Raw genomic sequence first — 24702 nt, forward strand, 5'->3', positions numbered from 1 at the left:
AATCAAAACAATACCTAGTGCGCACCCCGCACTAACTAGGAGAAAGGCATGCTTGAGCTCACCGTAGAGCAGATATCCATGGGCCAGACGGCTGTGGATAAGTCTGCTGCCTTGCAACTGCTCGCCGAAAAACTGGTGGCCGATGGCCTAGTCGCCGAGGGCTACCTGAGCGGCCTGCAAGCCCGTGAAGCGCAAGGCTCGACCTTCCTAGGCCAAGGTATTGCGATCCCCCATGGCACCCCCGAAACCCGCGACCAGGTGTTCGCCACCGGCGTGCGCCTGCTGCAATTTCCAGAGGGTGTGGATTGGGGCGATGGCCAGATCGTCTACCTGGCGATTGGCATCGCCGCCAAATCCGATGAGCATCTGCGCCTGCTGCAGCTGCTGACCCGAGCCCTCGGTGAAACCGACCTGGGCCAGGCGTTGTGCCGCGCCACTTCGGCTGATGCGCTGCTCAAACTGCTGCAAGGCGCGCCCCAGGAGCTGGCGCTGGATGCACAAATGATCGGCCTGGGCGTGTCCGCCGACGATTTTGAAGAGCTGGTATGGCGCGGCGCCCGCCTGTTGCGCCAGGCCGATTGCGTGAGCAATGGCTTTGCCGCCGTGTTGCAGCAAGTTGATGCATTGCCCCTGGGTGATGGCCTGTGGTGGTTGCACAGTGAGCAAACGGTCAAGCGCCCGGGCCTGGCCTTCGTCACCCCAGACAAACCCATGCGTTACCTGGGCCAGCCATTGAGCGGCCTGTTCTGCCTGGCCAGCCTCGGCGAAGCCCACCAGGCATTGCTTGAGCGCCTGTGTGCCTTGCTGATTGAAGGGCGCGGCCAGGAACTGGGGCGTGCTACCAGCAGCCGGGCGGTCCTCGAAGTGCTGGGTGGCGAATTGCCCGCCGACTGGCCCAGCGCACGCATTGCCCTGGCCAATGCCCACGGCCTGCATGCGCGGCCGGCCAAGGCCCTGGCGCAGCTCGCCAAGCAGTTCGACGGTGAAATCCGCGTGCGGATCGTAGACGGGCAGGGCGGCGCCGTGTCGGTCAAGAGCTTGAGCAAACTGCTCAGCCTCGGCGCCCGGCGCGGTCAGGTCCTGGAATTTGTCGCCGAGCCCGCCATTGCCGACGACGCTCTGCCGGCGTTGTTGGCGGCGGTGCAAGCTGGCCTTGGCGAAGAGGTCGAGCCGCTGCCGGCCGTCAGTGCGCGGGTTGAAGAGGTCGAGAGTGAGCCGCTGCTCAGCGCGCCAGCCTCCGGCAGCCTGATTCAGGCCATCGCCGCCGCGCCCGGGATTGCCATCGGCCCGGCCCATATCCAGGTGTTACAGCCGTTTGACTATCCACTGCGCGGCGAGTCGGCCAGCGTCGAGCGCGAGCGTTTATCCGCTGCATTGCGCGATGTACGCGGCGATATTCAGGGTTTGATCGAGCGCAGCACGTCCAAGGCGATCCGCGAGATTTTCATCACCCACCAGGAAATGCTCGACGACCCGGAACTGACCGACGAAGTCGACACCCGCCTCAAGCAGGGCGAAAGCGCCGAAGCGGCGTGGATGAGTGTGATCGAAGCCGCCGCCAAACAGCAGGAGTCCTTGCAGGACGCGTTGCTCGCCGAACGCGCCGCCGACCTGCGGGATATCGGCCGGCGGGTGCTGGCGCAACTGTGTGGCATCGACACCCCGCAGGAGCCCGACGAACCTTACATTCTGGTGATGGACGAAGTCGGCCCGTCGGATGTGGCACGCCTTGACCCGGCACGGGTGGCGGGGATTCTCACCGCGCGCGGTGGTGCTACGGCCCACAGCGCCATCGTCGCCCGCGCCTTGGGGATCCCAGCGCTGGTCGGCGCCGGGCCGGCGGTGTTGCTGCTGGCCTCGGGCACGCCGTTGTTACTCGACGGCCAGCGCGGGCGCCTGCATGTGGATGCCGATGCCAGCACTTTGCAACGCGCCACCCAGGAGCGCGACTCCCGTGAGCAACGGCTGCAGGCCGCTGCCGCACAGCGTCATGAACCGGCTTTGACCCGCGATGGGCATGCTGTGGAAGTGTTCGCCAATATCGGCGAAAGCGCCGGCGTGGCTGGCGCCGTCGAGCAAGGCGCCGAGGGTATTGGCCTGCTGCGTACCGAGTTGATTTTCATGGCCCATTCCCAGGCCCCGGACGAAGCCACCCAGGAGGCCGAGTACCGCCGTGTGCTCGACGGCCTGGCCGGCCGTCCGCTGGTGGTGCGCACCTTGGATGTGGGCGGTGACAAGCCGCTGCCTTACTGGCCGATTGCCAAGGAAGAAAACCCGTTCCTGGGTGTGCGTGGCATCCGCTTGACCTTGCAACGCCCACAGATCATGGAAACCCAACTGCGTGCGCTGTTGCGCTCGGCGGATGGTCGCCCGCTGCGCATCATGTTTCCCATGGTCGGCAGCGTCGATGAGTGGCGCCAGGCCCGGGACATGACCGAGCGCTTGCGCGAGCAAATCCCGGTGGCGGACCTGCAACTGGGGATCATGATCGAAGTGCCCTCGGCGGCGTTGCTGGCGCCGGTATTGGCCAAGGAAGTGGACTTTTTCAGCATCGGTACCAATGACCTGACCCAGTACACATTGGCTATCGACCGTGGACACCCAACCTTGTCGGCCCAGGCTGACGGCCTGCACCCGGCGGTGTTGCAACTGATCGACATCACGGTGCGTGCGGCCCATGCCCACGGCAAGTGGGTCGGGGTGTGCGGTGAGTTGGCGGCAGATCCGCTGGCAGTGCCGATGCTGGTCGGCCTGGGTGTGGATGAGTTGAGTGTGTCAGCCCGCAGCATTCCCGAAGTGAAGGCGCGGGTGCGTGAATTCAGTCTGAGCGAGGCCCGGAGCCTGGCGCAACAAGCACTGGCACTGGGTTCCCCTGCGCAAGTGCGTGCTCTTGTGGAGGCCGTGTAAATGGCGAACATTCTGACTCTGACGCTGAACCCGGCGTTGGACCTGACCGTTCAACTGGCGCGCCTGGAGCCAGGGGCGGTCAACCGCAGCGAAACCCTGCTGACCCATGCCGCCGGCAAGGGTGTGAATGTGGCGCAGGTGCTGGCGGATTTGGGCCATTACGTCAGCGTGGGTGGATTTCTCGGCGCGCAAAATCCCGAGGCTTTCGAGGCCCTGATCGCCAGCCGAGGGTTTGGTGATGCGTTTATTCGTGTGCCGGGTGAAACCCGCAGCAACATTAAGATTGCGGAGGAGGATGGCCGGGTCACCGACATCAATGCACCGGGGCCGCTGGTGAGCGAGCGGGCGCAAGAACAGTTGCTCAAGCTGATCGCAGTGATCGGCCCCGAGTTCGATGCGGTGGTGGTCGCCGGCAGCTTGCCGCGGGGCGTCAGCCCGCAGTGGTTTCAGGGTTTGCTGGAGACGCTCAAAGACCTCGGTTTGAAAGTCGCCCTGGACACCAGTGGCCAAGCGCTGCGTGCTGGTTTGAAAGCCGCGCCGTGGTTGATCAAACCCAACACTGAAGAACTCGCTGAAGCGCTCGACTGCCCCACGCAAACCGTCGCCCAACAAGCCCGCGCGGCTGAGCATTTGCACGCCCAGGGCGTGGAGCATGTGGTGGTGTCCCACGGGGCCGACGGGGTGAACTGGTTCAGCCCCAACGCCGCGTTGCACGCCACGCCGCCCAAGGTCAGCGTCGCCAGTACCGTGGGTGCCGGCGACTCCTTGTTGGCGGGGATGCTGCACGGCCTGCTCAGCGGCGAAGCGCCCGAGCAGACCCTGCGCCGCGCCACCGCGATTGCCGCCATGGCGGTCACGCAGATCGGTTTCGGCATCAGCGACGACGCGCAACTGGCGCGTCTCGAAAGCGGCGTGCACGTACGCCCGCTGACAGAACAATAAGAGGGTTTGTGATGAAGTTAGCCATTGTTACCGCCTGCCCCAACGGCATGGTCACCAGTGTGCTGTGCGCCCGCTTGCTGGACGCCGCCGCGCAACGCCAGGGCTGGAGCACCAGCGTCGAAGTGGTGGATGTGAATCACCCCGAGCGTGCACTTTCCCAGGCCACCCTTGACGCGGCAGAGTGGGTGTTGCTGGTCAGCAGCACGCCCGTGGACATGCAGCGCTTTGTCGGTAAGCGTGTGTATCAGAGCACCCCCGCCCAGGCGCTGCAGGACGTTGAAGCGGTGCTGCAACGGGGCGCGCAAGAGGCCCAGTTGTACGTTGCCAGCGCCAGCTTGCCGACCGCAAAAAGCGCACCGCGCATTGTCGCCATCACGGCTTGCCCTACCGGGGTGGCCCACACGTTCATGGCCGCCGAAGCGTTGCAGCAGGCCGCCAAGGCCAAGGGTTATGACCTGCAGGTGGAAACCCAGGGTTCGGTGGGCGCACGCACGCCCCTGAGCGAGCAAGCCATTCGCGAGGCCGACGTGGTGCTGCTGGCCGCCGATATCGAAGTGGCCACCGAGCGCTTTGCCGGCAAGAAAATCTACCGCTGTGGAACCGGCATTGCGCTCAAGCAGTCCGCCGCGATCCTCGATAAAGCCCTGGCCGAGGCTCAGCAGGAAAGCGCTGCCAGCGGCGCGGTGGCCAAGACAGAGAAAACCGGGGTCTACAAACACCTGCTGACCGGCGTGTCGTTCATGTTGCCGATGGTGGTGGCGGGGGGCTTGTTGATTGCCTTGTCCTACGTGTTCGGGATCCACGCTTACGAGCAACCCGGCACCTTGGCGGCCGCTCTCAGAGCGGTCGGCGACCACGCTTTCACCCTGATGGTGCCGCTGCTCGCCGGCTACATCGCCTACTCGATTGCCGACCGACCGGGTCTCGCGCCGGGGATGATCGGCGGCCTGCTGGCCAGTACCCTGGGCGCGGGCTTTATCGGCGGGATCTTCGCCGGTTTTCTCGCCGGCTACAGCGTCAAGCTGATCACCCGTGTGGTGCCGTTGCCGCAAAGCCTGGAGTCGCTCAAGCCGATTCTGATCATCCCGTTGCTGGCGAGCCTGGTCACCGGCCTGGCGATGATCTACCTGATCGGCCCGCCCGTGGCGCAGATGCTGGTTGGCCTGACCAACTTCCTCAGCACCATGGGCACCACCAACGCGGTGCTGCTGGGCATCCTGTTGGGTGGGATGATGTGCGCCGATCTCGGCGGGCCGATCAACAAGGCGGCCTACGCGTTCTCCGTCGGCCTGCTGGCCTCCCAGAGCGGCGCGCCGATGGCCGCCACCATGGCCGCGGGCATGGTGCCGCCGATTGGCATGGCTATCGCGACGTTCCTGGCCCGGCGCAAGTTTGCCCAGACCGAGCGCGAAGCCGGCAAGGCCGCTCTGATCCTGGGCATGTGCTTTATCTCGGAAGGCGCCATCCCGTTCGCCGCCAAGGATCCGCTGCGCGTGATCCCGGCCAGCATCGCCGGCGGCGCGTTGACCGGTGCCTTGTCGATGTACTTCGGCTGCAAGTTGATGGCACCCCACGGCGGGCTGTTTGTGATGCTGATCCCGAACACCATTAATCATGCGCTGCTGTATCTGTTGGCGATCGTTGCCGGCAGCGTGCTCACCGGGTTGGTGTACGCGGTGATCAAACGCCCCGCTGCCGTCGAATTGGCTGTCGCCTGACCCCGTTGGGAGCCGGCTTGCTGGCTCCCAACGGGACGATGTGCAGCGCATGTCATCTGTGCTTCATCCTCCCATGCTTTAGTTTTCCTTTTGCTGTGCAGAGGGAAACCCATGAGCCACTTCAATCCCGGTCGCCGTCGTGTGATCCAAGGTGTCGGCGCCGGCCTATTGCTGCCGGGGCTGGCGCCGGCGGTGATTGCGTCGGTCAAGGATCGACCGCAATTGACCGATGGTGTGCAGTCCGGCGACTTGCTGGGCGACCGCGCAATGATCTGGAGCCGCTGTGACCGTCCGGCGCGGATGGTGGTCGAGTGGGACACGCGCAGCCTGTTCAGCAACCCGCGCAGGTTTATCTCGCCCCTGGCCGACAGCCGCAGCGATTTCACCGCCCGCGTCGAGTTGAGCGGATTACCGGCCGATCAAGCGATCTTCTACCGTGTGCAATTCGAAGATGCCCAGACCGGCGTTGCTAGCGAGCCCTGGTTCGGCCACCTGCGCAGCGTGCCGCAACAGCGCCGCGATATCCGCTTTGTGTGGAGCGGCGATACCGTCGGCCAGGGCTTCGGAATCAACCCGGATATCGGCGGCATGCGCATCTACGAAGCCATGCGCCTGCGCCTGCCAGACTTTTTTATCCACAGCGGCGACACCATCTACGCCGACGGCCCGGTGCCGGCGCAACTGACCACCGAAGGCGGGCGCATCTGGCGCAACCTCACCACCGAGGCCAAGAGCAAAGTTGCCGAAACCCTGGACGAATACCGTGGCAACTATCGCTACAACCTGATGGATGAGAACGTGCGCCGCTTCAATGCGCAGGTGCCGCAGATCTGGCAATGGGACGATCACGAAGTGGTCAATAACTGGTCGCCCGGCAAGCAATTGGATGAGCGTTACCAGACCAAGGACATCACCACCCTGGTGGGCCGCGCACGCCAGGCCTGGCTGGAATATGCGCCGATGCGCCTGCAGGCCGCCGACCAGGGCGGGCGTATCTACCGCAAGCTCAGCTACGGGCCGTTGCTGGATGTGTTCGTGTTGGATATGCGCAGTTATCGCGGGGCCAACGATGACAACCTGGGCGAGGCAAAAGCGTTTCTGGGACGGGCGCAGTTGGACTGGCTCAAGGGCGAACTCAAGGCGTCGAAGGCTCAGTGGAAGGTGATCGCCGCTGACATGCCCATCGGCCTGGGCGTGCCTGACGGCGAAGTCAGCCCCGGTGTGCCGCGCTGGGAGGCGGTGGCCAACGGAGATCCAGGTGCGGCCCAGGGGCGCGAACTGGAGATTGCCGAATTACTGGGCTTCCTGCGCGCGCAACAGGTGCGCAACCATGTCTGGCTGACTGCTGATGTGCACTACTGCGCGGCGCACCATTACCACCCGGATCGGGCGGCGTTCCAGGATTTCGAGCCGTTCTGGGAGTTCGTCGCCGGGCCCTTGAACGCGGGGAGCTTCGGGCCCAATCCGCTGGATAAAACCTTTGGCCCACAGGTGGTATTTGAAAAAGCCCCGCCGGCGCAAAACACTTCGCCGTTTGCAGGGTTTCAGTTTTTCGGGGAGGTGCAGATTGATGGGCAGACCGCAGAGTTGACGGTGATTCTGCGGGATCTGGATGGTGTGTCGGTGTTCGAACAAAAACTCCAACCCACCTGACCTGGAATGCGCTCAAAAAACTGTGGGAGCGGGCTTGCTCGCGAAGGCGTAGTGTCAGTCACCTGATCCATTGACTGACACTGCGCCTTCGCGAGCAAGCCCGCTCCCACCTTTGGATGTGTGTAGGTCAGTACACATCCCGGCGGTAACGGCCTTGTTCGATAAGTCGTTCCACGGCCTCGCTGCCCAGGATATCAACCAAGGCCTGATCGACCCCAGCCGCCATCCCCTGCAAGCTCCCGCAGACATAAATCACCGCGCCGTCGGCCAGCCATTTACGCAGGACATCGGCGGATTCACGCAGGCGGTCCTGGACGTAGATCTTCTCTGCCTGATCCCGCGAAAACGCCAGGTCCAGCAGCGCCAGGTCGCCACTGGCCAGCCAGCCTTGCACTTCGGCCTGGCAATGGTAGTCATGGGCGATGTTGCGTTCGCCGAACAGCAGCCAGTTACGCTGCTGGCCGTCGGCGATGCGTGCCTTGAGCAAGCTGCGCAAACCGGCCAGGCCCGTGCCGTTACCCAGCAGAATCATCGGTACCGGCTCGGTGGGCAAATGGAAGCCGCTGTTGCGCCGCAACCGCAGGCTGATCGCCGCGCCCAGTGGTGCGTGCTCGGTCAGCCAACCCGAGCCCAGGCCCAGGCTGCCGTCGGCGTGGCGTTCCTGGCGCACGATCAGTTCCAGTACGCCATCGCTGGCAATCGAGGCGATGGAGTATTCGCGCATCCCTATGGGTACTAGCGCCTCCACCAGGGCTTGGGCGTGCAGGCCCACCAGATGGGAGCGGTTGGCCGGCAACTGGCGGCCGGCAAGTACCTGTTCCAGGGGCCGCGCCAAGCCATCGATCAGCACTTCGTCCGTGCCGGCGATGCCCAGGCCGTCGAGGAAATGTTCGACGGCTAACGGGCAATTGCGTGGCAGGATCTCTACCAGGTCGCCGGCCAGCCAGTCGCGTGGGGCCGGCGGGTTGAGCCCTAGCAGGTAGACGCCCGAGCCGCTGCTGCCTGGGTTGAGCAGGGTGCGCCGGTTCAGGGTCCAGTTTTCGTAGCTGGCGCTGGCCCAGGCAGCCGCCGGTGTGTGGCCGGTGATCTGGCCCAGTTGTTGTTGCCAGTGCAGCAGGGCTTGCTGGTCGCCACTGTCGACTTCGACCGGAGCGAACAACGCGTTGCCGCCCTGGTTGGTCAGCCAGAAGTGCAGGCGCCGGGCAAACCCGCAGAAGTGCGGGTATTGACGATCGCCCAGGGCCAGCACCGAGTAGTTCAGGCCCTGAAGGGCAAGGTCACTGCCCAGTACGCTGCGCTCGAAGCCGCGTGCGCTGTCCGGTGCTTCGCCGTCGCCGAAGGTGCTGACCACAAACAGCGCGTGTTCCGACTGGCGCAGGTCGTTTTCGCTGACGCTGCCCAAGGACTGCACTTTCACCGGCAACCCGGCGGCCTGTAGTTGGCCAGCGGTCTGCCAGGCCAGTTGCTCGGCAAAGCCGCTCTGGCTGGCGAAACCGATCAGCCAGGCCGGTGCATCCCCAGGGTTGTCGCCCAGGCCTTTGCGTGCATCGCGGACCTGGCGCTTTTTGCGGCGGCGGTCCAGGTACAGCAACCAGCCGGTAATAAAGAACAGCGGCATGCATAGCGAAGTGACGGTAAGGATGATCCGCCCCACCAGGCCGAAGTAACTGCCCACATGCAGCGCATAGATGCTGGTCAGCAACTGTGCCTTGAGGCTTTTGTCGCCATAGCGCTCGACGCTTTTGACCACGCCGGTGGCCGGGTCCAGGTTGATCTGGTTCAGCGCGCGGTCATGGGGCGAGCTTTGCAGCAGGTAGTAGACCGTGGCCGGTTGCCCGGCGACAGGTGGCATACGAATGTTGTAGGCACTCAGGTCCGGGCCGGCGGTGCTGTAGATGCTGCTCCAGATGGCGTCGTAATTGGCCACGGGCGCCGGGCCCGCAGGCGCGGGGCCACGGTTGCGCACCCGCTCGTTTTGCGGGGCATCGGACAGCAATCGGGTCAGGCCCTTGCTGTACCACTCGTAGGACCAATACAGGCCGGTGAGCGCCGCCAACAGATAGAACAGCAAGCACCAGGTGCCGAACACCGAATGCAGGTCCCAGTTGAAGCTGCGGCCTTTTTTGCGCCAGTCCAGGGTCAGCCAGGCACGCCAGTTCGCCACCTGGCGCGGCCAGCGCAGGTACAGGCCGGAGAGGCAGAAGAAAATCAGGATCAGCGTACAGGCACCGGTGATTTGCCGGCCGGTGTCACCTATGGCCAGGAAGCGGTGCAGTTGCAGCATCAAGCCAAAAAAGTCCTGGCCGACGGCGTCGCCCAGATAGTCGCCGGTGTACGGGTCGAAGTAGCGCATCTGCCCCCGGCGCTCGCCCGGTGGTGGCGTGAAGAAGACGCGGGCGGCGTTGCCGCTTTCGCTTTCTACCCACAGCATGGACACAGCCTTGCCTTCGGTGGCTTCGAGCTTGCGCACCAGTTCAGCGGGTGGCAGCACCCCGGCGGGTTGCTTGTGCACGGTCAGTACCGTCGGGTTGAGTGCCCGCAGGATTTCATCCTGGAACGAGTACGTAGCCCCGGTAACCCCCATCAATGCCAACACTAGCCCGGCGGTAATGCCGAAAAACCAGTGCAACTGGAATAGGGTCTTCTTCAACACGTCGGACGGCCTCGCTGAGCTGGATAGGATTTTTACGGCGCGCATTATGCCGTGAGTTGTCGAGAAACATTCTTTTTTACATACGAAAGCCCCGGGCATCTGATGCGCGGGGCTTTTGCGTCAAACGTCCAGCGTCTTAGAAGTGGAAGCTGGTGGTCAACAGCGCTGTACGACCGGCTGCCTGGTTGGCGAAGTGCGCGCCGTAGGCCTTGTCGTAGTAGGTCTTGTCGGTCAGGTTCTGCACGTTCAATTGCAGGTCGACGTTCTTGGTCAGCTTGTAGCTGGCCATGGCGTCATAGCGGGTGTAGGACGGCACATAGACGGTGTTGCCCGCGTCGCCGTAGACGTCGTCCACATAGAACGCACCGCCGCCGACGGTCAGCTTCGAGGTGATGTCATAAGTTGTCCACAGGCTGAACGAGTTCTTCGGCGTGTTGGGCATTTCGTTGCCTTTGTTGGACCCGGCGGTCACGACGCCTTGGCGGTTGCCGTTTTTGCCTGGATCGACCAGCTCGCTTTTCAGGTAGCTGTAGCCGGCGAACACCTGCCATTGCTCGGTGAGCTTGCCGCTGGCGGAAAGCTCCAGGCCATCGACCCGGGATTCACCGGCGTTTTCATAAGTGTTGGAGTTCACCAGGATGCGCGCGTTTTTCTTCTCGGTGCGGAACACCGCAGCGGTCAGGGACAGGCGATCGTGGAACAGGTCCCACTTGGTACCCAGTTCGTAGTTGACGGTTTCTTCCGGCTTCATGTCGCTGGTGTTGATGCCGCTGACAATCGTGTTGGGCTCGGCACCTTCGCCCACCAGGCCGCCGGGAGGCGAGGCCGACGTGGCATAGGAGGTGTAGATGCTGCCGTTTTCCATCGGCTTCCAGACCAGGCCGGCTTGCCAGTTGAAGAACTGGCTGTCGTCCTTGAGCTTGGTACGGCCGGTGGCTGCGTTGTTGTTGGCTTCGGTGTCGAAGGTGTCGTAGCGCAGGCCGACGTTCAGCAGCCATTGCGGATCGAGTTCGATAGTGTCGAACACGTAGGCGGCGCGGCTGGTGGCCTTGGTGTTGGTGCCCATGTAGTTGCGGGCGACGCTGCCGGTCCAGGCATCGTCCGGGTTCGGGTTGCTCAGTGACGTGCACTGACCGCCCTTGCCGCCACCGGCCACTGTGCAGACAGGGTTGGTGTTTGGACTGACGGTATAGCTGCTGACACGGGTTTCTTCACCGGTAAATTCCAGGCCGGTGGAGTAACTGTGCTTGAAGCCCAGGGCCTGGAAGCTGCCAAACAGATCCGTCTGGTTAGTAGTGGTCGTGGTAGTGGACACGCGGCTGTTGGCCCGGCGCCAGACGGTGCCGAACTGGTTGACGTTGTGCTGGCTGTCGTCCGGTTGGGTGAGCACGTAATCCTGGCCGGTGCTGCCGTGGCGCAGGGTGTTCTTGAGGGTCATGTTGTCGTTCAGGTCGTGTTCGATGGAGAACGTACTGATATCGGCGCGGGTCTTGCGAAAGTCACGATCCTTGAGGCCGTAGAAGTTGCTGCTGTCGCCGCCGTCGGTGGGTTTGTCATGCACATGCACAGCCGTCGCGGAGCTGTTGCTGTAGCCGTAGGGAATGCCCGAATCCGGCAGGTCGTTGCTTTCCATATGGTAGTAGCTGAGGTTGACGCGGGTTGGCGTGCCCAGGCCAAAGGTCAGCGACGGTGCCACGCCCCAGCGGTCGTAATTGACGGCGTCGCGGCCGGCCACGTTCTGTTCGTGGCTCATCAGGTTCAGGCGGAACGCGGCGTTGTCGAGGAACTGGCGGTTGACGTCGAGTGCATAGCGACGAGTCTGGTCGGAACCGTAGGTAAAACCACCGTTGAGGAAGTCCCGCGCTTGTGGGGTCTTGCTCACCAGGTTGAGGCTGCCACCGGCCGAGCCGCGTCCGCCGAACGAGGAGTTGGGGCCCTTGCTGACTTCGATGGACTCGATATCGAAAATTTCCCGGCTCTGGCCGCCAGTATCACGCACGCCGTCCAGGTAGGTATCGCCCTGGGCATCGAAGCCACGGATAAACGGGCGGTCGCCTTGGGGGTTGCCGCCTTCGCCGGCGCCAAAGGTAATACCTGGCACGGTGCGCAAAGCATCTTGCAGGGAGGTGGCGGCGGTGTCCTTGAGTACCTGCGCCGGTACCACGGTGACGGAACGCGGGGTGTCGACCAGCGGCGCGGTGTATTTCTGCGAAGACGCTTTTTCGGTCTGGTAGGAGGTCGCGTCCTGTTCCTGGCCGGTGATGCTGGTGGCTCCGAGGGAAATGCTGTTGCGCTCGCCTTTTTGTTCGGTCTCTTCGGCCGCTTGCGCCATATGGGCTACAGAGCTGGCGCTGATGGCCACGCCAATGGCCGAGGCCAGCAAGCGCGGTGAACTGTTTGGTGTTTTTGTAATGTGGCGCGACATGAAATTCCCTACCCCAAGGATGTTAGGGCGCGAAATATATTGTAAACAATTATGCATAGCAATTGAGAGGCATTGCTATTTGCGTGCAATTTACAAAATTTACACTTCTGGGGTTACGGTTTTTTCCGGCTCATACGTCTGCCCGTCGGATCAGGGTTTTACAGCGTCAATAGTAATCAATACCATTGGCGCCCCTCTGCTCTCAGGTAACGCCTCATGCTGCTGCATATTCCCGGCCTGTTCTCCCGCGAAGAGGTGCTGCGCATTCGCGAAGCCCTGGAGCAGGCGGACTGGGCTGATGGCAAAATCACCGCCGGGCATCAGTCGGCCAAGGCCAAGCACAACCTGCAATTGCCGGAGGGCCATCCACTGGCCAAGGAAATCGGCGCAGCCATGCTCGATCGCCTGTGGCAAAACCCGCAATTCATGTCGGCGGCCTTGCCGCATAAAGTCTTCCCGCCGTTGCTCAATTGCTATACCGCCGGTGGCAGCTTCGACTTCCATATCGATAACGCCGTGCGCCAGCCCAAGGGCAGCCCGGAGCGGGTGCGTACCGACCTGTCCTCCACGCTGTTTTTCAGCGACCCGGATGAGTACGACGGCGGCGAACTGGAGATCCAGGACACCTTCGGCCTGCAGCGGGTCAAGCTGCCGGCCGGTGATATGGTGCTGTACCCCGGCTCCAGCCTGCACAAAGTCAACGCCGTGACCCGTGGCGCGCGCTATGCCTCGTTTTTCTGGACCCAAAGCCTGGTGCGTGAAGACAGTCAGCGCACGTTGCTGTTCGAAATGGACGGCGCGATCCAACAACTGACTCGCGATGTGCCGGACCATCCGGCCTTGATCCAGCTCACCGGCACCTATCACAACCTGTTGCGTCGCTGGGTCGAGGTCTGAGCATGGCTTTTCACTTGCGCCGCGCAGAAGTCCTCGACGGCGAACAACTGCGCGCGATGCTTGACGAATCACCGGCCCGTGCGGCCCAGGAGATCCTGATGGCGGCGAAGGAGGGCGTGCTCGATGCCCAGGCGCTATTGGGGCAAATCCTCTTGGACGGGCGCGGTATCGAACGCGACGAAGCACTGGCCCTGCGCTGGTTCCAGATTGCGGCACAGGGCGGCCACCTGATGGCGCGCAATATGCTGGGGCGTTGCCTTGAACATGGCTGGGGTTGCGTCGCCGATGAACGGGCGGCTGCCGGGGAGTATCGCCTGGCCGCACAAGCCGGGTTGGATTGGGGGTTGTACAACTACGCCAACCTGCTGGCTACCGGGCGCGGCGTGACGCAAGACCAGCAGCAGGCACTGGCCTGTTATCGCCAGGCTGCCGAACTGGGGCATGCCAAGTCGATGAACCTGTTGGGGCGTTACCTGGAAGAAGGGCAATTCTGCGCCCAAGACGTGACCGCAGCGCGTGATTGGTATCGCCGCTCGGCTGAAGGTGGGGATTTTCGCGGGCAGTTCAGTTATGCGGCTGTGTTGGCAGATCAAGGCCAGGTTGAGGCGGCGTTGGCGTGGCTGCACAAGGCACTGGAGGGTGGGAATCTGAAGTTCTTGCGGGTGGCGCATCAAGCGCTGGCTGCGGCGCATGATCCGCAGATTCGCGCCATGGCCCAAGCCTATCAACAACGTGAGGCGCAGCTAGAAGCCCTGTAGGAGCGAGCTTGCTCGCGAAAGTCGCCAACGATAACGCGTTCATTCAGAGTGAACGCGTCGTCCTCAGGTTCTTCGCGAGCAAGCTCGCTCCTACAGTGGGCCGGCGTTAGACGTAGAAGGATTTCAGCGGTGGGAAACCGTTGAATTCAACTGCGCTGTAGCTGGTGGTGTACGCGCCGGTGGACAACCAGTACAGGCGATCACCAATGGCCAGGTTCAGCGGCAGGCCGTACTTGTAGTTTTCGTACATGATATCGGCGCTATCGCAGGTAGGACCGGCGATGACCACTTCTTCCATCTCGCCTTTTTTCTCGGTCCAGATCGGAAACTTGATGGCTTCGTCCATGGTTTCGATCAGGCCGGAGAACTTGCCCACATCCGTGTACACCCAACGCTCGACGGCGGTGCGCGATTTACGTGCAACCAACACCACTTCACTGACCAGAATCCCGGCGTTGGCGATCAACGAACGGCCCGGCTCCAGGATGATTTCCGGCAATTCATCACCGAAGTCTTCCTTGAGGAAGCGGATGATTTCCTCGGCGTAGGTTTCCAGGCTGTTGGTACGGGTGATGTAGTTGGCCGGGAAGCCACCGCCCATGTTGATCAGCTTGAGGTGGATACCGTCTTCTTCTTTCAAGCGCTCGAAGATCACCTTGACCTTGGCGATGGCCGCGTCCCACACGCTGATATCACGCTGTTGCGAGCCGACGTGGAACGAGATGCCGTATGGCACCAGGCCCAGGTCGCGGGCGAGGATCAGCAGGTCCATGGCCATGTCGGTCTGGCAGCCGAATTTGCGCGACAAAGGCCAGTCCGCCGTGGTCGAGCCTTCGGTGAGGATACGCACATAGACTTTCGAACCCGGCGCGGCCTTGGCGATGTTGCGCAGGTCGGCTTCGGAGTCGGTGGAGAACAGGCGCACGCCCTTCTCGTAGAAGTAGCGGATGTCCTTGGATTTCTTGATGGTGTTGCCGTAGCTGATACGGTCGGCGCTGACGCCACGGTCCATGACCTTGTCCAGCTCGTAGATCGAGGCGATGTCGAAGCTCGAACCCTTGTCTTTCAACAGGTCGATGATCTCGACGGCGGGGTTTGCCTTGACGGCGTAGTACACCTTGGCGAATTCGAAACCGGCGCGCAGGTCGTCGTAGGCCTGGCTGATCATCGCGGTGTCGATTACCACGAACGGGGTTTCTTGTTTGTCGGCGAACGCCTTCATTTTGTCAAAAGTGGCGCGCGCGAAATAATCTTCGACGTTGATCGACATGCTGGGAACTCCTAAGGGCAAACTGAAATTAACAATGGGTGCAAATGAACGTCCTCCGTATCCCCACTTTGGTTCGCCTACTTCCCAAGGCATGTCGCCGAAAGCAAAAAGGCCATGGGATAAGCTTCCCTTGGCCTTGCTGTCTCGTCGTCAGTACTTGAGCCGGATGGATCGTTTCCAGCATGGACGTTCGGCGCGAACTTTAGGGCGTGAGGGGCTTGAGATCAACTAAAAATGTCGCGTTTTTGCACGCGTTCGTCGCGAGGCGCAGTGCAGCTACTTATGTAACCGACCGGTGTGACGGATTGATGTTCCCCAGAGAGGAGGAATCAGGCTATTTCCTGACACCCAGCAGAACTAAATGTGGGAGCGGGCTTGCTCGCGAAGGCGGTGGGTCAGCACCCTATTGAGTGACTGACACGCTGCCTTCGCGAGCAAGCCCGCTCCCACAGTTTTGACCGAGTGGTGTCAGGCCAGCGCAGTCTCGGCAGGCGAAACGATACTGGTCTTGCCCCCACGGGACTTACCAGAGCTCAGGTACTCGGCAATCGACTCCTGGGTCACTTCCCCAAGGAACACCCGCTCTGCATCCATCACCGGCAACCACGAGCGGTTGAACTCGTACATGCGCGACAACAGGATGCGCAAGTGCTCGTCAAACGCCGCCGTGGCGTTGAACTCGCGCAGGTATTGGGCGCAGGTCCCGGTCTGGCGATGCAGGTCGCGACGGCGTACATACCCCAGCGCCTTGTTCTCGGCGCAGGTGACCACCACGTAGCGGCGGTCATGTTCGTCCATCAGCTCCAGGGCATCGGCCACCGGGGTTTCCGGGCTGACCGACGGGGCGTTGTCCGCCGCGTCTTCGGCCTTGACCAGCAGCAGGCGCTTGAGGGTGCTGTCCTGGCCGACAAAGTTGCTGACGAATTCGTCGGCAGGATGGGCCAGCAGGGTGTCTGGATGGTCGATCTGCAACAGCTTGCCGGCGCGGAAGATGGCGATCTTGTCGCCGAGCTTGATCGCTTCGTCGATGTCATGGCTGACCATGATCACGGTCTTGTTCAGCGCACGCTGCATCTCGAAGAACTCGTTCTGGATCATCTCGCGGTTGATCGGGTCGACCGCGCCGAACGGCTCATCCATCAGCAGCAACGGTGCGTCGGCCGCCAAGGCGCGGATCACGCCGATCCGTTGTTGTTGGCCACCGGACAACTCACGCGGGTAGCGATGCAGGTACTGCTTGGGCTCGAGCTTGATCATGCTCATCAACTCGCGGGCGCGGTCGTGGCATTTCTGCTTGTCCCAGCCCAGCAGCTTGGGCACCACCACGATGTTTTCCTCGATGGTCATGTTGGGAAACAGGCCGATCTGCTGGATCACATAGCCGATGTTGCGACGCAGGGTCACTTCGTCGAGGTCGGTGGTGTCTTCGCCGTTGATCAGGATCTTGCCCGAGGTCGGGCGGATCAGGCGGTTAATCATTTTCAGCGTGGTGCTCTTGCCGCAGCCCGAGGGACCGAGGAATACGCAAATCTCGCCTTCATTGACAGTCAGGCTCACGTCGTTGACGGCGGTGACAGTCTTGCCGTTGCTTTGGAAGGTCTTGGACAGGTTTTGAAGTTCGATCATTTGAGCAATCCTTTTGGAGTCAGCGAGCGTTGCAGCCATTGCAGAAGCAGGTCGGCGAAGATGGCCAGGAGACTGACCAGCACGGCGCCAACGATCAGCATCGACATGTCGCTGCGGCTGATGGAAGCCAGAATAAGTACACCCAGGCCACCGGCGCCGATGGTGGCGGCAATGGTCATCACACCGATATTCATCACCACGGCGGTGCGCACACCGGCGAGGATCACCGGCACGGCGATGGGCAGCTCGACCATGCGCAGGCGCTGGCCGAAGGTCATGCCGATGCCTTTGGCGGCTTCGCGGATACCCGGCTCGACGCCGGTCAGCGCCAGGTAGGTGTTACGCATGATCGGCAGCAGGGAGTAGAGGAACACGGCGGTGATCGCCGGCATCGGTCCCAGGCCCTGGCCGAACTTGGAGTAGAACGGCAGCAGCAGGCCGAACAGGGCAATCGACGGCACGGTCAGCAGCACGGTGGCGCTGGCCTGCAACGGGCCGGCCAGGGTCGGGAAGCGGGTCATCAGCACGCCCAGGGGCACGCCTACGACAATCGCGAGGATCACGGCGATACCGACCAGGGTGATGTGCTGCCACGTCAGGTGCAGGACTTGGGCCCAATCAAGATGGGAAAAGGCGTTCAAAAATTCCATGTCTTCTCCTCTTTTAGTTGAGTGGGTGCTGGCGCAGGAAATCAGCGGCAACTGCCGATGGGCTTTCATGGTCGACGTCGACCCGCGCGTTCAGCTGGCGCATGGTTTCATCGTCGAACAGTGCGGCGAGCGGCTTGAGGTCGGCGGCCAATTGCGGGTGGGCATCCAGATAAACCTGGCGTACCACCGGCGCTGCGGTGTAGTCCGGGAAGTAGTGCAAGTCATCTTCCAGCAGCTTCAACTTGAAGGCATTGAGGCGCCCGTCGGTGGTGTACACCAGTCCGGCAAACACTTGGCCGTTACGCAGCGCGGTGTAGACCAGGCCTGCGTCCATCTGCCGGGTGTTCTTGCGGGTGAGGTTCATTTCGTACAGCTTGACCATGCCAGCCATGCCGTCGGAACGGTTGGCAAACTCAGTGTCCAGGGCTACCAGGCGGTTTTCCTGGGTGTCCTCGGCCAGGGCCTTGGTCAGGTCGCTGATGGTGTTGATCTGCGGATATTGCTTGGCGACGTTTTCCGGCAGGGACAGGGCGTAGGTGTTGCTGAACTTCGACGGTGAGAGCCAGACCAGGCCTTTTTTCGCGTCGAGTTCTTTAACTCTGGCGTAGGACTGTTCGCTGTCGAGCTTCTCGTCCACATGGTTGTAAGCCACCAGGGACACGCCGGTGTATTCCCAAATCAGGTCCAGTTGCCCGCTTTCCTGGGCACTGCGCGCCAGGTTGCTGCCCAGGCCACCGGTCACGCGGGTGTCATAGCCCTTTGTGCGCAGGTACTGGGAGGTGATTTCCGCCAGCAGGGTCTGCTCGGTAAATACCCGGGCGCCGATGCGGATTACCGGTTTTTCTGCGGCTTGCGCAATGCCTGCAAACAGCAGGACGCAGCCTAATATCAAGCTCAATTTTTTCATGTCGATTCCTTTACCCAGCCTTAAGACGGACGTAACCCGCGTTCCAGCCAGAGGCGGCTAGCCATGGTCACCAGACCGTCAAGCAGCAAGGCCAGCAGCGCGGTACACGCGGCGCCGAGCAGCAATTGCGGCTGATTGTTCAGGGCGATGCCGGGGAAGATCAGGCTGCCCAGGCTGTTGGCGCCAATCAGGAACGCCAGCGGTGCGGTGCCGACGTTGATCGCCAGGGCCACGCGTACGCCGCCGATGATGATCGGCACGGCGTTGGGCAGTTCGACGCGAAACAACACCTGGCGCGGGGTCATGCCGATGCCGACGGCGGCTTCCTTCAAGGAACCCTGCACGTTTTTCAGGCCTTCATAGGTATTGCGCACGATGGGCAGCAAGGAGGCGAGGAACAGCGCGAAGATCGCAGGGCCGCTGCCGATGCCGAGGACGCCAAGGGCGATGGCCAGTACGGCCAGGGGAGGGACGGTGTTGCCGATGTTGAAGATCTGCATGAAGCGTTCTGCGCGCCCGACCATATTCGGTCGGCTGAGCAGGATACCGGCGGGAATCCCTACAACGAGGGCGGCCAGCATGGAGACTAGAACGAGGATCAGGTGTGCTTGCAGGTAAAACAACAAATCGTCGCGGTACAGTTCGATCGTGTTGATGCCGATCCAGTGGACCAGCAGGGCCAGGAGAGCGACGACAACCGCTCCTCCTATCAGCCCTTTGCCATAGCGAATAGCCACAGGCGGACTCCTTTTTTCTTTTGTCGGCGAACACATTTCCGAGCGGCAATGCCATTCCTGGCTGTCGGCGAATAGGGTCGCGAAAAGCAGCTCGCCAATACCGGCAACGCGGTATCAAATCGAGCCATGAGCGCAGCCTCGTCAGGCTAACTTGCTGATTTTTCAGCCCCTGTTACGAGTGCGGTAGCAGGGGAGTGGACGTCTCGACCTTTTAAAAGGTTCCATACTTGGCAGCATTTAGCCACCCCCAATCGGGTGAACGGTGGTCTGGCTCCCTGGGTTTGCGCTATACTCGCCGCCCTTTTTTGACTCACCTGCCAGGCGATTTCCCATGACCCACCAGGCCGCCGAAGTCGCGAAACGCCGCACTTTCGCCATTATTTCCCACCCCGATGCCGGTAAAACCACCATCACCGAAAAGCTCCTGCTGATGGGCAAGGCAATCGCGGTGGCCGGCACGGTGAAATCCCGCAAATCCGATCGCCATGCCACCTCCGACTGGATGGAGATGGAGAAGCAACGGGGTATTTCCATTACCACGTCGGTCATGCAGTTCCCCTATCGCGAACACATGATCAACCTGCTCGACACCCCAGGCCACGAAGACTTCTCTGAAGACACCTACCGTACCCTGACGGCAGTGGACTCGGCCTTGATGGTCCTCGACGGTGGTAAGGGCGTTGAGCCACGCACCATTGCGCTGATGGACGTGTGCCGCCTGCGTGACACGCCGATCGTCAGTTTTATCAACAAACTCGACCGTGACATCCGTGACCCGATCGAACTGCTCGATGAAATCGAAGCCGTCCTGAAAATCAAGGCCGCGCCGATCACCTGGCCGATTGGTTGCTACCGCGACTTCAAGGGCGTGTACCACCTGGCTGACGACTACATCATTGTCTACACCGCCGGCCATGGTCATGAGCGCACCGATGTGAAAATCATCGAGAAACTCGACTCCGACGAAGCCCGCGCCCACCTGGGTGACGAGTACGACCGTTTCGTCGATCAGTTGGAACTGGTGCAGGGCGCCTGCCACGAGTTCAACCAGCAGGAATTCCTCGACGGCCAGCTGACCCCGGTGTTCTTCGGTACCGCCCTGGGTAACTTCGGCGTCGATCACGTATTGGACGCGGTGGTCAACTGGGCACCCAAGCCCCTGGCTCGTGTGGCCAACGAGCGTACCGTGGAGCCGGTTGAAGAAAAATTCACCGGTTTTGTGTTCAAGATCCAGGCGAACATGGACCCCAAGCACCGCGACCGTATCGCCTTTATGCGTATCTGCTCCGGCAAATACGAAAAAGGCATGAAGATGCGCCACGTGCGTACCGGCAAGGACGTGCGCATCGGCGACGCCCTGACGTTCTTCTCCTCCGAGCGTGAGCAACTGGAAGAAGCGTTTGCCGGCGACATCATCGGCCTGCACAACCACGGTACCATCCAGATCGGCGACACCTTCACCGAAGGCGAAGCGCTGGGCTTCACCGGTATCCCGCACTTCGCCCCGGAACTGTTCCGCCGCGTACGCCTGCGCGACCCGCTCAAGTCCAAGCAACTGCGCCAAGGCCTGCAGCAACTGGCCGAAGAGGGCGCCACCCAGGTGTTCTTCCCCGAGCGCAGCAACGACATCATCCTCGGCGCCGTGGGTGTGCTGCAGTTCGATGTGGTCGCCAGCCGCCTGAAAGAGGAATACAAGGTCGAATGCTCCTACGAGCCGATCACCGTGTACTCCGCGCGCTGGATCGATTGCAGCGATAAGAAGAAGTTGGAAGAGTTCTCCAACAAGGCGGTGGAAAACCTCGCCATCGACGGCGGCGGTCACCTGACCTACCTGGCGCCGACCCGGGTCAACCTGGCGTTGATGGAAGAGCGCTGGCCGGATGTGAAGTTCCGCGCTACTCGCGAACACCACTAAGGTACCGGGTGGTACTAAAAAGGGCGAAGCCGTGATGGCTTCGCCCTTTTTTGTCGCCGCTGTCCCGCCTTTTGTAGGAGCGAGCTTGCTCGCGAAGAACGCAGGGGCATCGCGTTGAACCAGAATGCCCGCGTTATTGTTGACGCTTTTCGCGAGCAAGCTCGCTCCTACAAGTGGGTTATAAAGTGTTAGGGCCAACTTTAAGTTGTTTGAGGGAAAGTTCTGCGCCAGCGCGTATTGTTTCAACTTGTGCAACTATCGCATCTTTGACGATGGCTTCACCAAAGTCGGTGATTTCCTGGTTTTTTATATGGGTCACACTCAAGTACAGCAAGTGCATGGCAACATCCATGGCGCTCTGGAAAGAAACCAGGGTGTTGTTCTTGCCCAGCTCTTGCGTGACCAATTCCCAGCGGCGGTCCGACTCGGCTTGCAGGTTCTTGAACTCTTCAAAGCTGACGTCACCATCTTCATAGATTGTGCTCAGCAGGTTTTCCAGTGAGCGGGATATAGCGCGGTATTTCATAAAGTCTACCTGTGGGTGAAAAGCGGAGCGGCAGACTTTAATCTCGGGTTTTAACCAGGGCAATATTAAAGCGGGGTGGTGTTACATGTTTCGGAAGTTTCGGAGTTTGATAAGAGTTTAATGCTCTTGGGGTGTGGTTTGTTTCTGGACTTACTATGTTGTTATGTCGGGACTACAGATAAGTCCGGATTAAGCCTAAGTAAAGTTCCGCCCGGCATGCCAGGCGGAGTAGGAGGTCTTGAGGCGTATCGTCAGAACGAAGCAGTCACCGACGCAAAGTAAGCACGCCCCGGCTCGTTATAGGTCTGTGCGCCCGCGTCATCCGCGTTGCCTTTGCGATACAAGCGCTTGTCCAGCAGGTTTTCGATACCCACACGTACGCTCAGGTTCTTGGTCAACTCATAGCCACTGCTCACACCCATCAAGCCGTACGGTTCGACATCCTGCTGGGCAGTGCGATCGTAGTTGTTGGCGCTACGGGAGTTGAGGGTGGGCGCCTCTTGCTTGCCGTAGTACGTGCCGCTGACCTGGAACGACAGCTTGTCTGTGGCCTGCCAGTCCAGTGTGGTGTTGACGGTGTACTTGGGGATGATGCTCAACGGCTCGCCGGTGTCTTTGTCCTTGGAGTCGATCATGTAGGTGAGGTTGGTGTTCCAGTCCAGGTCGTCGCGCAGGGTCATGAACAGGTTGCCCTCGATGCCCTGGACCAGTGCCGCGCCGCTGTTTTCCCATTGCAGCACACGCCGACCACCATCCAGGCGGAAGGCGGCCTGGTTGCTGGCATTGATTTTGTTCTTGTAGTCATTACGGAAGTAGGTCGCGCTGGTGCGCCAGGTGCCTTTGTCGAAGGCCAGGCCGATTTCCTTGTTGACGCTGATTTCCGGCTTCAGGTCCGGGTTGCCCACCAGGTAGCAGCCACCGGAGTTGGTTTCGCCGGCATTGCAGCCGTTGCCCCGGCTGTACAGCAAATAGTTGGGGTTGGACTGGTACAGGTTGGGCGTTTTGTAGGCCCGGGCAATCCCGCCTTTGAGGCTCAGCTCATCGGTCAACTGGTGCGAGGCGTTGAGGCTTGGGCTCCAGTTGCCGCCGTACTCTTCATGATTGTCGTAGCGCAGGCCGGGGGTGATGATGGTTTTGCTGCCGACTTCGATGTTGTCCTCGGCAAACAACGCGTAACTCGACGCGGTGGTCTTGGTACTGCTGCGGCTCACGCCCGGAATGCCGGGAACGCCGCCGGTGCCTGGGTCGTAGCTTTGGGGGCGCAGCGAACCCGGATCGTTCATCGATTCATACAGGTATTCGCTGCCCAGGGTCAGTACTTGCTCAGTGCCGAAACTCAGGGGCAGGTTGACTTCGGCGGTGGCGCGGGTGTTGCGCAACCGCGATTCGAAACGACCGGCGGTGGCCGAAGGTGCACCTTCGCCGGAGCCGGCCAGGCCTTCGTTGAGACGCTCGTTGCGGGTCAGGTCGTGGCTCAGCGAAGCCATGCTCGAGCCCCAGTCAAACTCGCCACGGTGGGTGGCGGAGAAGCTGCTGCGCTGGATTACGCTGGTTTCCTTGCCGACCAGGCTGTTCACGAACGCGCCGCCACCGTTGAGCATGGTGTCGCCGGCGAAGATATTGCCCTGGCGGCTGTAGCTGGCTTCCAGGTCCAAGGTTTGCTCGGGGGTGAATTGCCAGCTGAGCAGGCCGTTGACGTCCTTGTTGCGTACCCCTTCACGGCCCGCTACCAAAGAATCGGCGGTGGCCTGCTCGGCCTGGTTGATGTTGGCGTCATCGGCATCGGTCTTGTTCAGGCCGCCGTAGACCCGGAATGCCAAGGTATCGCTCAACGGGCCGCTGAGGTTGAAGTTGCTGCGTTTGCTCATGCCTTCGGCGTCGTCTTCTGGCAGCGACACATAGGTGGTCAGCGAGCCGTGCAACTGGTCGGTCGGGCGCTTGGTGATGATGTTGATCACCCCGCCCATGGCGCCTGAACCATAACGCGCGGCAGCCGGGCCACGCAGGATTTCGATGCGTTCGACTTCTTCGGCCGGCACCCAGTTTGTTTCGCCACGGGTATCACGGTCGCCGCTCCAGCCGTAACGCACGGCGTTACGCGAGGTCGACGGCTTGCCATCGATCAGGATCAGGGTGTTTTCCGGGCCCATGCCACGCAGGTCGATCTGACGATTGTTGCCACGGCTGCCGCTGGAGCTGTTACCGGTCAGGTTGACGCCGGGTTCACGGCGAATGATGTCCGACAGATCGTTGGTCGGTGGGCGTTTCTTGATGTCTTCACTGGTGATGATCGATACGCCGGGGGCTTGTTTGAGCTCTTCGGCGGCGGTGCCCAGGATGCGCGTTTCGCTGAGTTCCAAGGCTTGGGAGGTGCCATCGACTGGCAGGTCGCTGGCTTGCACCGGTACTTTGCCGCGTTCACTTTCCAAGGTGTCCGCCAGTAGCGCGGGGGACGAAAGGGCGGCGATAAACGCCAGGGAGAAGTGGCTGAGCCTGAATCGAGGTGACATGTCCGCAAAATCCTTTAAGGAAGGTGGCAACTGAGCGAGATGCACCACAATTGCCTTCCAGCAGGATTCGGCGCCCTCTATGCGCCGGGATGCTAGTCATTATCAAATACAAGTAAATTTCATTTACAACTTTTACACTTTGGCTTGGTGACGATTCGGCCTTCTGAAAACAAAAAAAGCCCCTCCCGCCAGACTGATGCGCAATCTGGCGGGAGAGGCTGTACAACTCGGTATTTCCCTGTAGGAGCGGGCTTGCCCGCGAAGAACGCAAGGGCGCTGCGCTAAACCAGGATGCCCGCGTTATCGTTGACGATTTTCGCGAGCAAGCTCGCTCCTACAGTGAGCATGCATCAAGCCACGAACTGCTCCGCGTGATGGCAAGCCACTTGGCGGTTGTCCAGTTCACGCAGCGGTGGTTCTTCACTGCTGCTCGGTATTTCCCTGTAGGAGCGGGCTTGCCCGCGAAGAACGCAAGGGCGCCGCGCTAAACCAGGATGCCCGCGTTATCGTTGACGATTTTCGCGAGCAAGCTCGCTCCTACAGTGAGCATGCATCAAGCCACGAACTGCTCCGCGTGATGGCAAGCCACTTGGCGGTTGTCCAGTTCA

The 24702-nt window shown here is 61.4% G+C and carries 16 protein-coding genes; 7 read left to right on the forward strand and 9 right to left on the reverse strand.

What is annotated here, in order from left to right; all coding sequences use genetic code 11:
- Positions 1–48 precede the first annotated feature (48 nt).
- The 4 genes from ptsP to HBO09_RS24965 all read left to right on the forward strand — a co-directional run bounded on the left by ptsP (position 49) and on the right by HBO09_RS24965 (position 7220).
- Complete coding sequence (gene ptsP, locus HBO09_RS24950; protein ID WP_169998616.1) at positions 49–2907, forward strand: phosphoenolpyruvate--protein phosphotransferase; 2859 nt, start codon at positions 49–51, stop codon at positions 2905–2907.
- Complete coding sequence (gene pfkB / locus HBO09_RS24955) at positions 2908–3849, forward strand: 1-phosphofructokinase (protein WP_169998618.1); 942 nt, start codon at positions 2908–2910, stop codon at positions 3847–3849.
- An 11-nt stretch (positions 3850–3860) separates the two neighbouring features.
- The gene (locus tag HBO09_RS24960) at positions 3861–5567 is read left to right on the forward strand and encodes a PTS fructose-like transporter subunit IIB (protein WP_169998621.1); all 1707 of its coding nucleotides are present in this window, start codon (positions 3861–3863) and stop codon (positions 5565–5567) included.
- 111 nt (positions 5568–5678) lie between these two features.
- Positions 5679–7220 carry an alkaline phosphatase D family protein gene (locus HBO09_RS24965; protein ID WP_169998623.1) on the forward strand — a complete coding sequence of 514 codons (1542 nt, stop codon included), beginning with the start codon at positions 5679–5681 and terminating at the stop codon, positions 7218–7220.
- A 127-nt stretch (positions 7221–7347) separates the two neighbouring features.
- Here the strand turns inward: HBO09_RS24965 and HBO09_RS24970 are convergent, their stop codons facing one another.
- Both HBO09_RS24970 and HBO09_RS24975 read right to left on the reverse strand, forming a co-directional pair.
- Entirely contained in the window at positions 7348–9873 is a 2526-nt protein-coding gene (locus tag HBO09_RS24970; protein ID WP_169998625.1) for a sulfite reductase flavoprotein subunit alpha, read from the reverse strand.
- A gap of 136 nt (positions 9874–10009) precedes the next feature.
- Positions 10010–12298, reverse strand: coding sequence for a TonB-dependent siderophore receptor (locus tag HBO09_RS24975; RefSeq protein WP_169998627.1), 2289 nt, complete (start codon positions 12296–12298; stop codon positions 10010–10012).
- A 216-nt stretch (positions 12299–12514) separates the two neighbouring features.
- Between HBO09_RS24975 and HBO09_RS24980 the strand changes: the two genes are divergently transcribed.
- Both HBO09_RS24980 and HBO09_RS24985 read left to right on the forward strand, forming a co-directional pair.
- A complete protein-coding gene (locus HBO09_RS24980) occupies positions 12515–13195 on the forward strand; it encodes a Fe2+-dependent dioxygenase (protein ID WP_092238343.1) in 681 nt (226 codons plus the stop codon).
- A gap of 2 nt (positions 13196–13197) precedes the next feature.
- Positions 13198–13953 (forward strand): tetratricopeptide repeat protein, encoded by a 756-nt coding sequence (locus HBO09_RS24985; RefSeq protein WP_169998629.1) that lies wholly within the window; start codon positions 13198–13200, stop codon positions 13951–13953.
- Between the two features lie 106 nt (positions 13954–14059).
- Here HBO09_RS24985 and HBO09_RS24990 read toward each other — a convergent pair whose 3' ends face one another.
- From HBO09_RS24990 to HBO09_RS25010, 5 genes are all read right to left on the reverse strand, one after another.
- Complete coding sequence (locus tag HBO09_RS24990; RefSeq protein ID WP_032861941.1) at positions 14060–15223, reverse strand: type III PLP-dependent enzyme; 1164 nt, start codon at positions 15221–15223, stop codon at positions 14060–14062.
- Between the two features lie 468 nt (positions 15224–15691).
- Positions 15692–16849 carry an ABC transporter ATP-binding protein gene (locus tag HBO09_RS24995; RefSeq protein ID WP_169998631.1) on the reverse strand — a complete coding sequence of 386 codons (1158 nt, stop codon included), beginning with the start codon at positions 16847–16849 and terminating at the stop codon, positions 15692–15694.
- Positions 16846–17499, reverse strand: coding sequence for an ABC transporter permease (locus HBO09_RS25000; protein WP_027604864.1), 654 nt, complete (start codon positions 17497–17499; stop codon positions 16846–16848). Before HBO09_RS25000 ends, HBO09_RS24995 begins: the two co-directional genes overlap by 4 nt.
- A gap of 13 nt (positions 17500–17512) precedes the next feature.
- Positions 17513–18406 carry a glycine betaine ABC transporter substrate-binding protein gene (locus HBO09_RS25005; protein ID WP_169998633.1) on the reverse strand — a complete coding sequence of 298 codons (894 nt, stop codon included), beginning with the start codon at positions 18404–18406 and terminating at the stop codon, positions 17513–17515.
- Positions 18407–18426: 20 nt separating this feature from the next.
- On the reverse strand, positions 18427–19143 hold the full coding sequence (locus HBO09_RS25010; RefSeq protein WP_010213197.1) for an ABC transporter permease: 717 nt from the start codon (positions 19141–19143) through the stop codon (positions 18427–18429).
- A gap of 331 nt (positions 19144–19474) precedes the next feature.
- Here HBO09_RS25010 and HBO09_RS25015 point away from each other — a divergent pair, with 331 nt between their 5' ends.
- On the forward strand, positions 19475–21058 hold the full coding sequence (locus HBO09_RS25015) for a peptide chain release factor 3 (protein WP_032860140.1): 1584 nt from the start codon (positions 19475–19477) through the stop codon (positions 21056–21058).
- A gap of 178 nt (positions 21059–21236) precedes the next feature.
- Here the strand turns inward: HBO09_RS25015 and HBO09_RS25020 are convergent, their stop codons facing one another.
- Both HBO09_RS25020 and HBO09_RS25025 read right to left on the reverse strand, forming a co-directional pair.
- Positions 21237–21584, reverse strand: coding sequence for a hypothetical protein (locus tag HBO09_RS25020; RefSeq protein WP_169998635.1), 348 nt, complete (start codon positions 21582–21584; stop codon positions 21237–21239).
- A gap of 251 nt (positions 21585–21835) precedes the next feature.
- On the reverse strand, positions 21836–24094 hold the full coding sequence (locus HBO09_RS25025; protein WP_169998637.1) for a TonB-dependent siderophore receptor: 2259 nt from the start codon (positions 24092–24094) through the stop codon (positions 21836–21838).
- Positions 24095–24702: the final 608 nt, after the last annotated feature.

Origin of the sequence: Pseudomonas sp. WS 5027 (assembly GCF_012985695.1) — a bacterium.
Taxonomy (GTDB): Bacteria; Pseudomonadota; Gammaproteobacteria; order Pseudomonadales; family Pseudomonadaceae; genus Aquipseudomonas; species Aquipseudomonas hygromyciniae.

Bases quoted from the DNA above. Each gene is read 5' to 3' on its own strand.
- ptsP (WP_169998616.1), top strand. From the start codon at position 49: ATGCTTGAGCTCACCGTAGAGCAGATATCCATGGGCCAGACGGCTGTG.
- pfkB (WP_169998618.1), top strand. From the start codon at position 2,908: ATGGCGAACATTCTGACTCTGACGCTGAACCCGGCGTTGGACCTGACC.
- HBO09_RS24960 (WP_169998621.1), top strand. From the start codon at position 3,861: ATGAAGTTAGCCATTGTTACCGCCTGCCCCAACGGCATGGTCACCAGT.
- HBO09_RS24965 (WP_169998623.1), top strand. From the start codon at position 5,679: ATGAGCCACTTCAATCCCGGTCGCCGTCGTGTGATCCAAGGTGTCGGC.
- HBO09_RS24975 (WP_169998627.1), bottom strand. From the start codon at position 12,298: ATGTCGCGCCACATTACAAAAACACCAAACAGTTCACCGCGCTTGCTG.
- HBO09_RS24980 (WP_092238343.1), top strand. From the start codon at position 12,515: ATGCTGCTGCATATTCCCGGCCTGTTCTCCCGCGAAGAGGTGCTGCGC.
- HBO09_RS24985 (WP_169998629.1), top strand. From the start codon at position 13,198: ATGGCTTTTCACTTGCGCCGCGCAGAAGTCCTCGACGGCGAACAACTG.
- HBO09_RS24990 (WP_032861941.1), bottom strand. From the start codon at position 15,223: ATGTCGATCAACGTCGAAGATTATTTCGCGCGCGCCACTTTTGACAAA.
- HBO09_RS24995 (WP_169998631.1), bottom strand. From the start codon at position 16,849: ATGATCGAACTTCAAAACCTGTCCAAGACCTTCCAAAGCAACGGCAAG.
- HBO09_RS25000 (WP_027604864.1), bottom strand. From the start codon at position 17,499: ATGGAATTTTTGAACGCCTTTTCCCATCTTGATTGGGCCCAAGTCCTG.
- HBO09_RS25005 (WP_169998633.1), bottom strand. From the start codon at position 18,406: ATGAAAAAATTGAGCTTGATATTAGGCTGCGTCCTGCTGTTTGCAGGC.
- HBO09_RS25015 (WP_032860140.1), top strand. From the start codon at position 19,475: ATGACCCACCAGGCCGCCGAAGTCGCGAAACGCCGCACTTTCGCCATT.
- HBO09_RS25020 (WP_169998635.1), bottom strand. From the start codon at position 21,584: ATGAAATACCGCGCTATATCCCGCTCACTGGAAAACCTGCTGAGCACA.
- HBO09_RS25025 (WP_169998637.1), bottom strand. From the start codon at position 24,094: ATGTCACCTCGATTCAGGCTCAGCCACTTCTCCCTGGCGTTTATCGCC.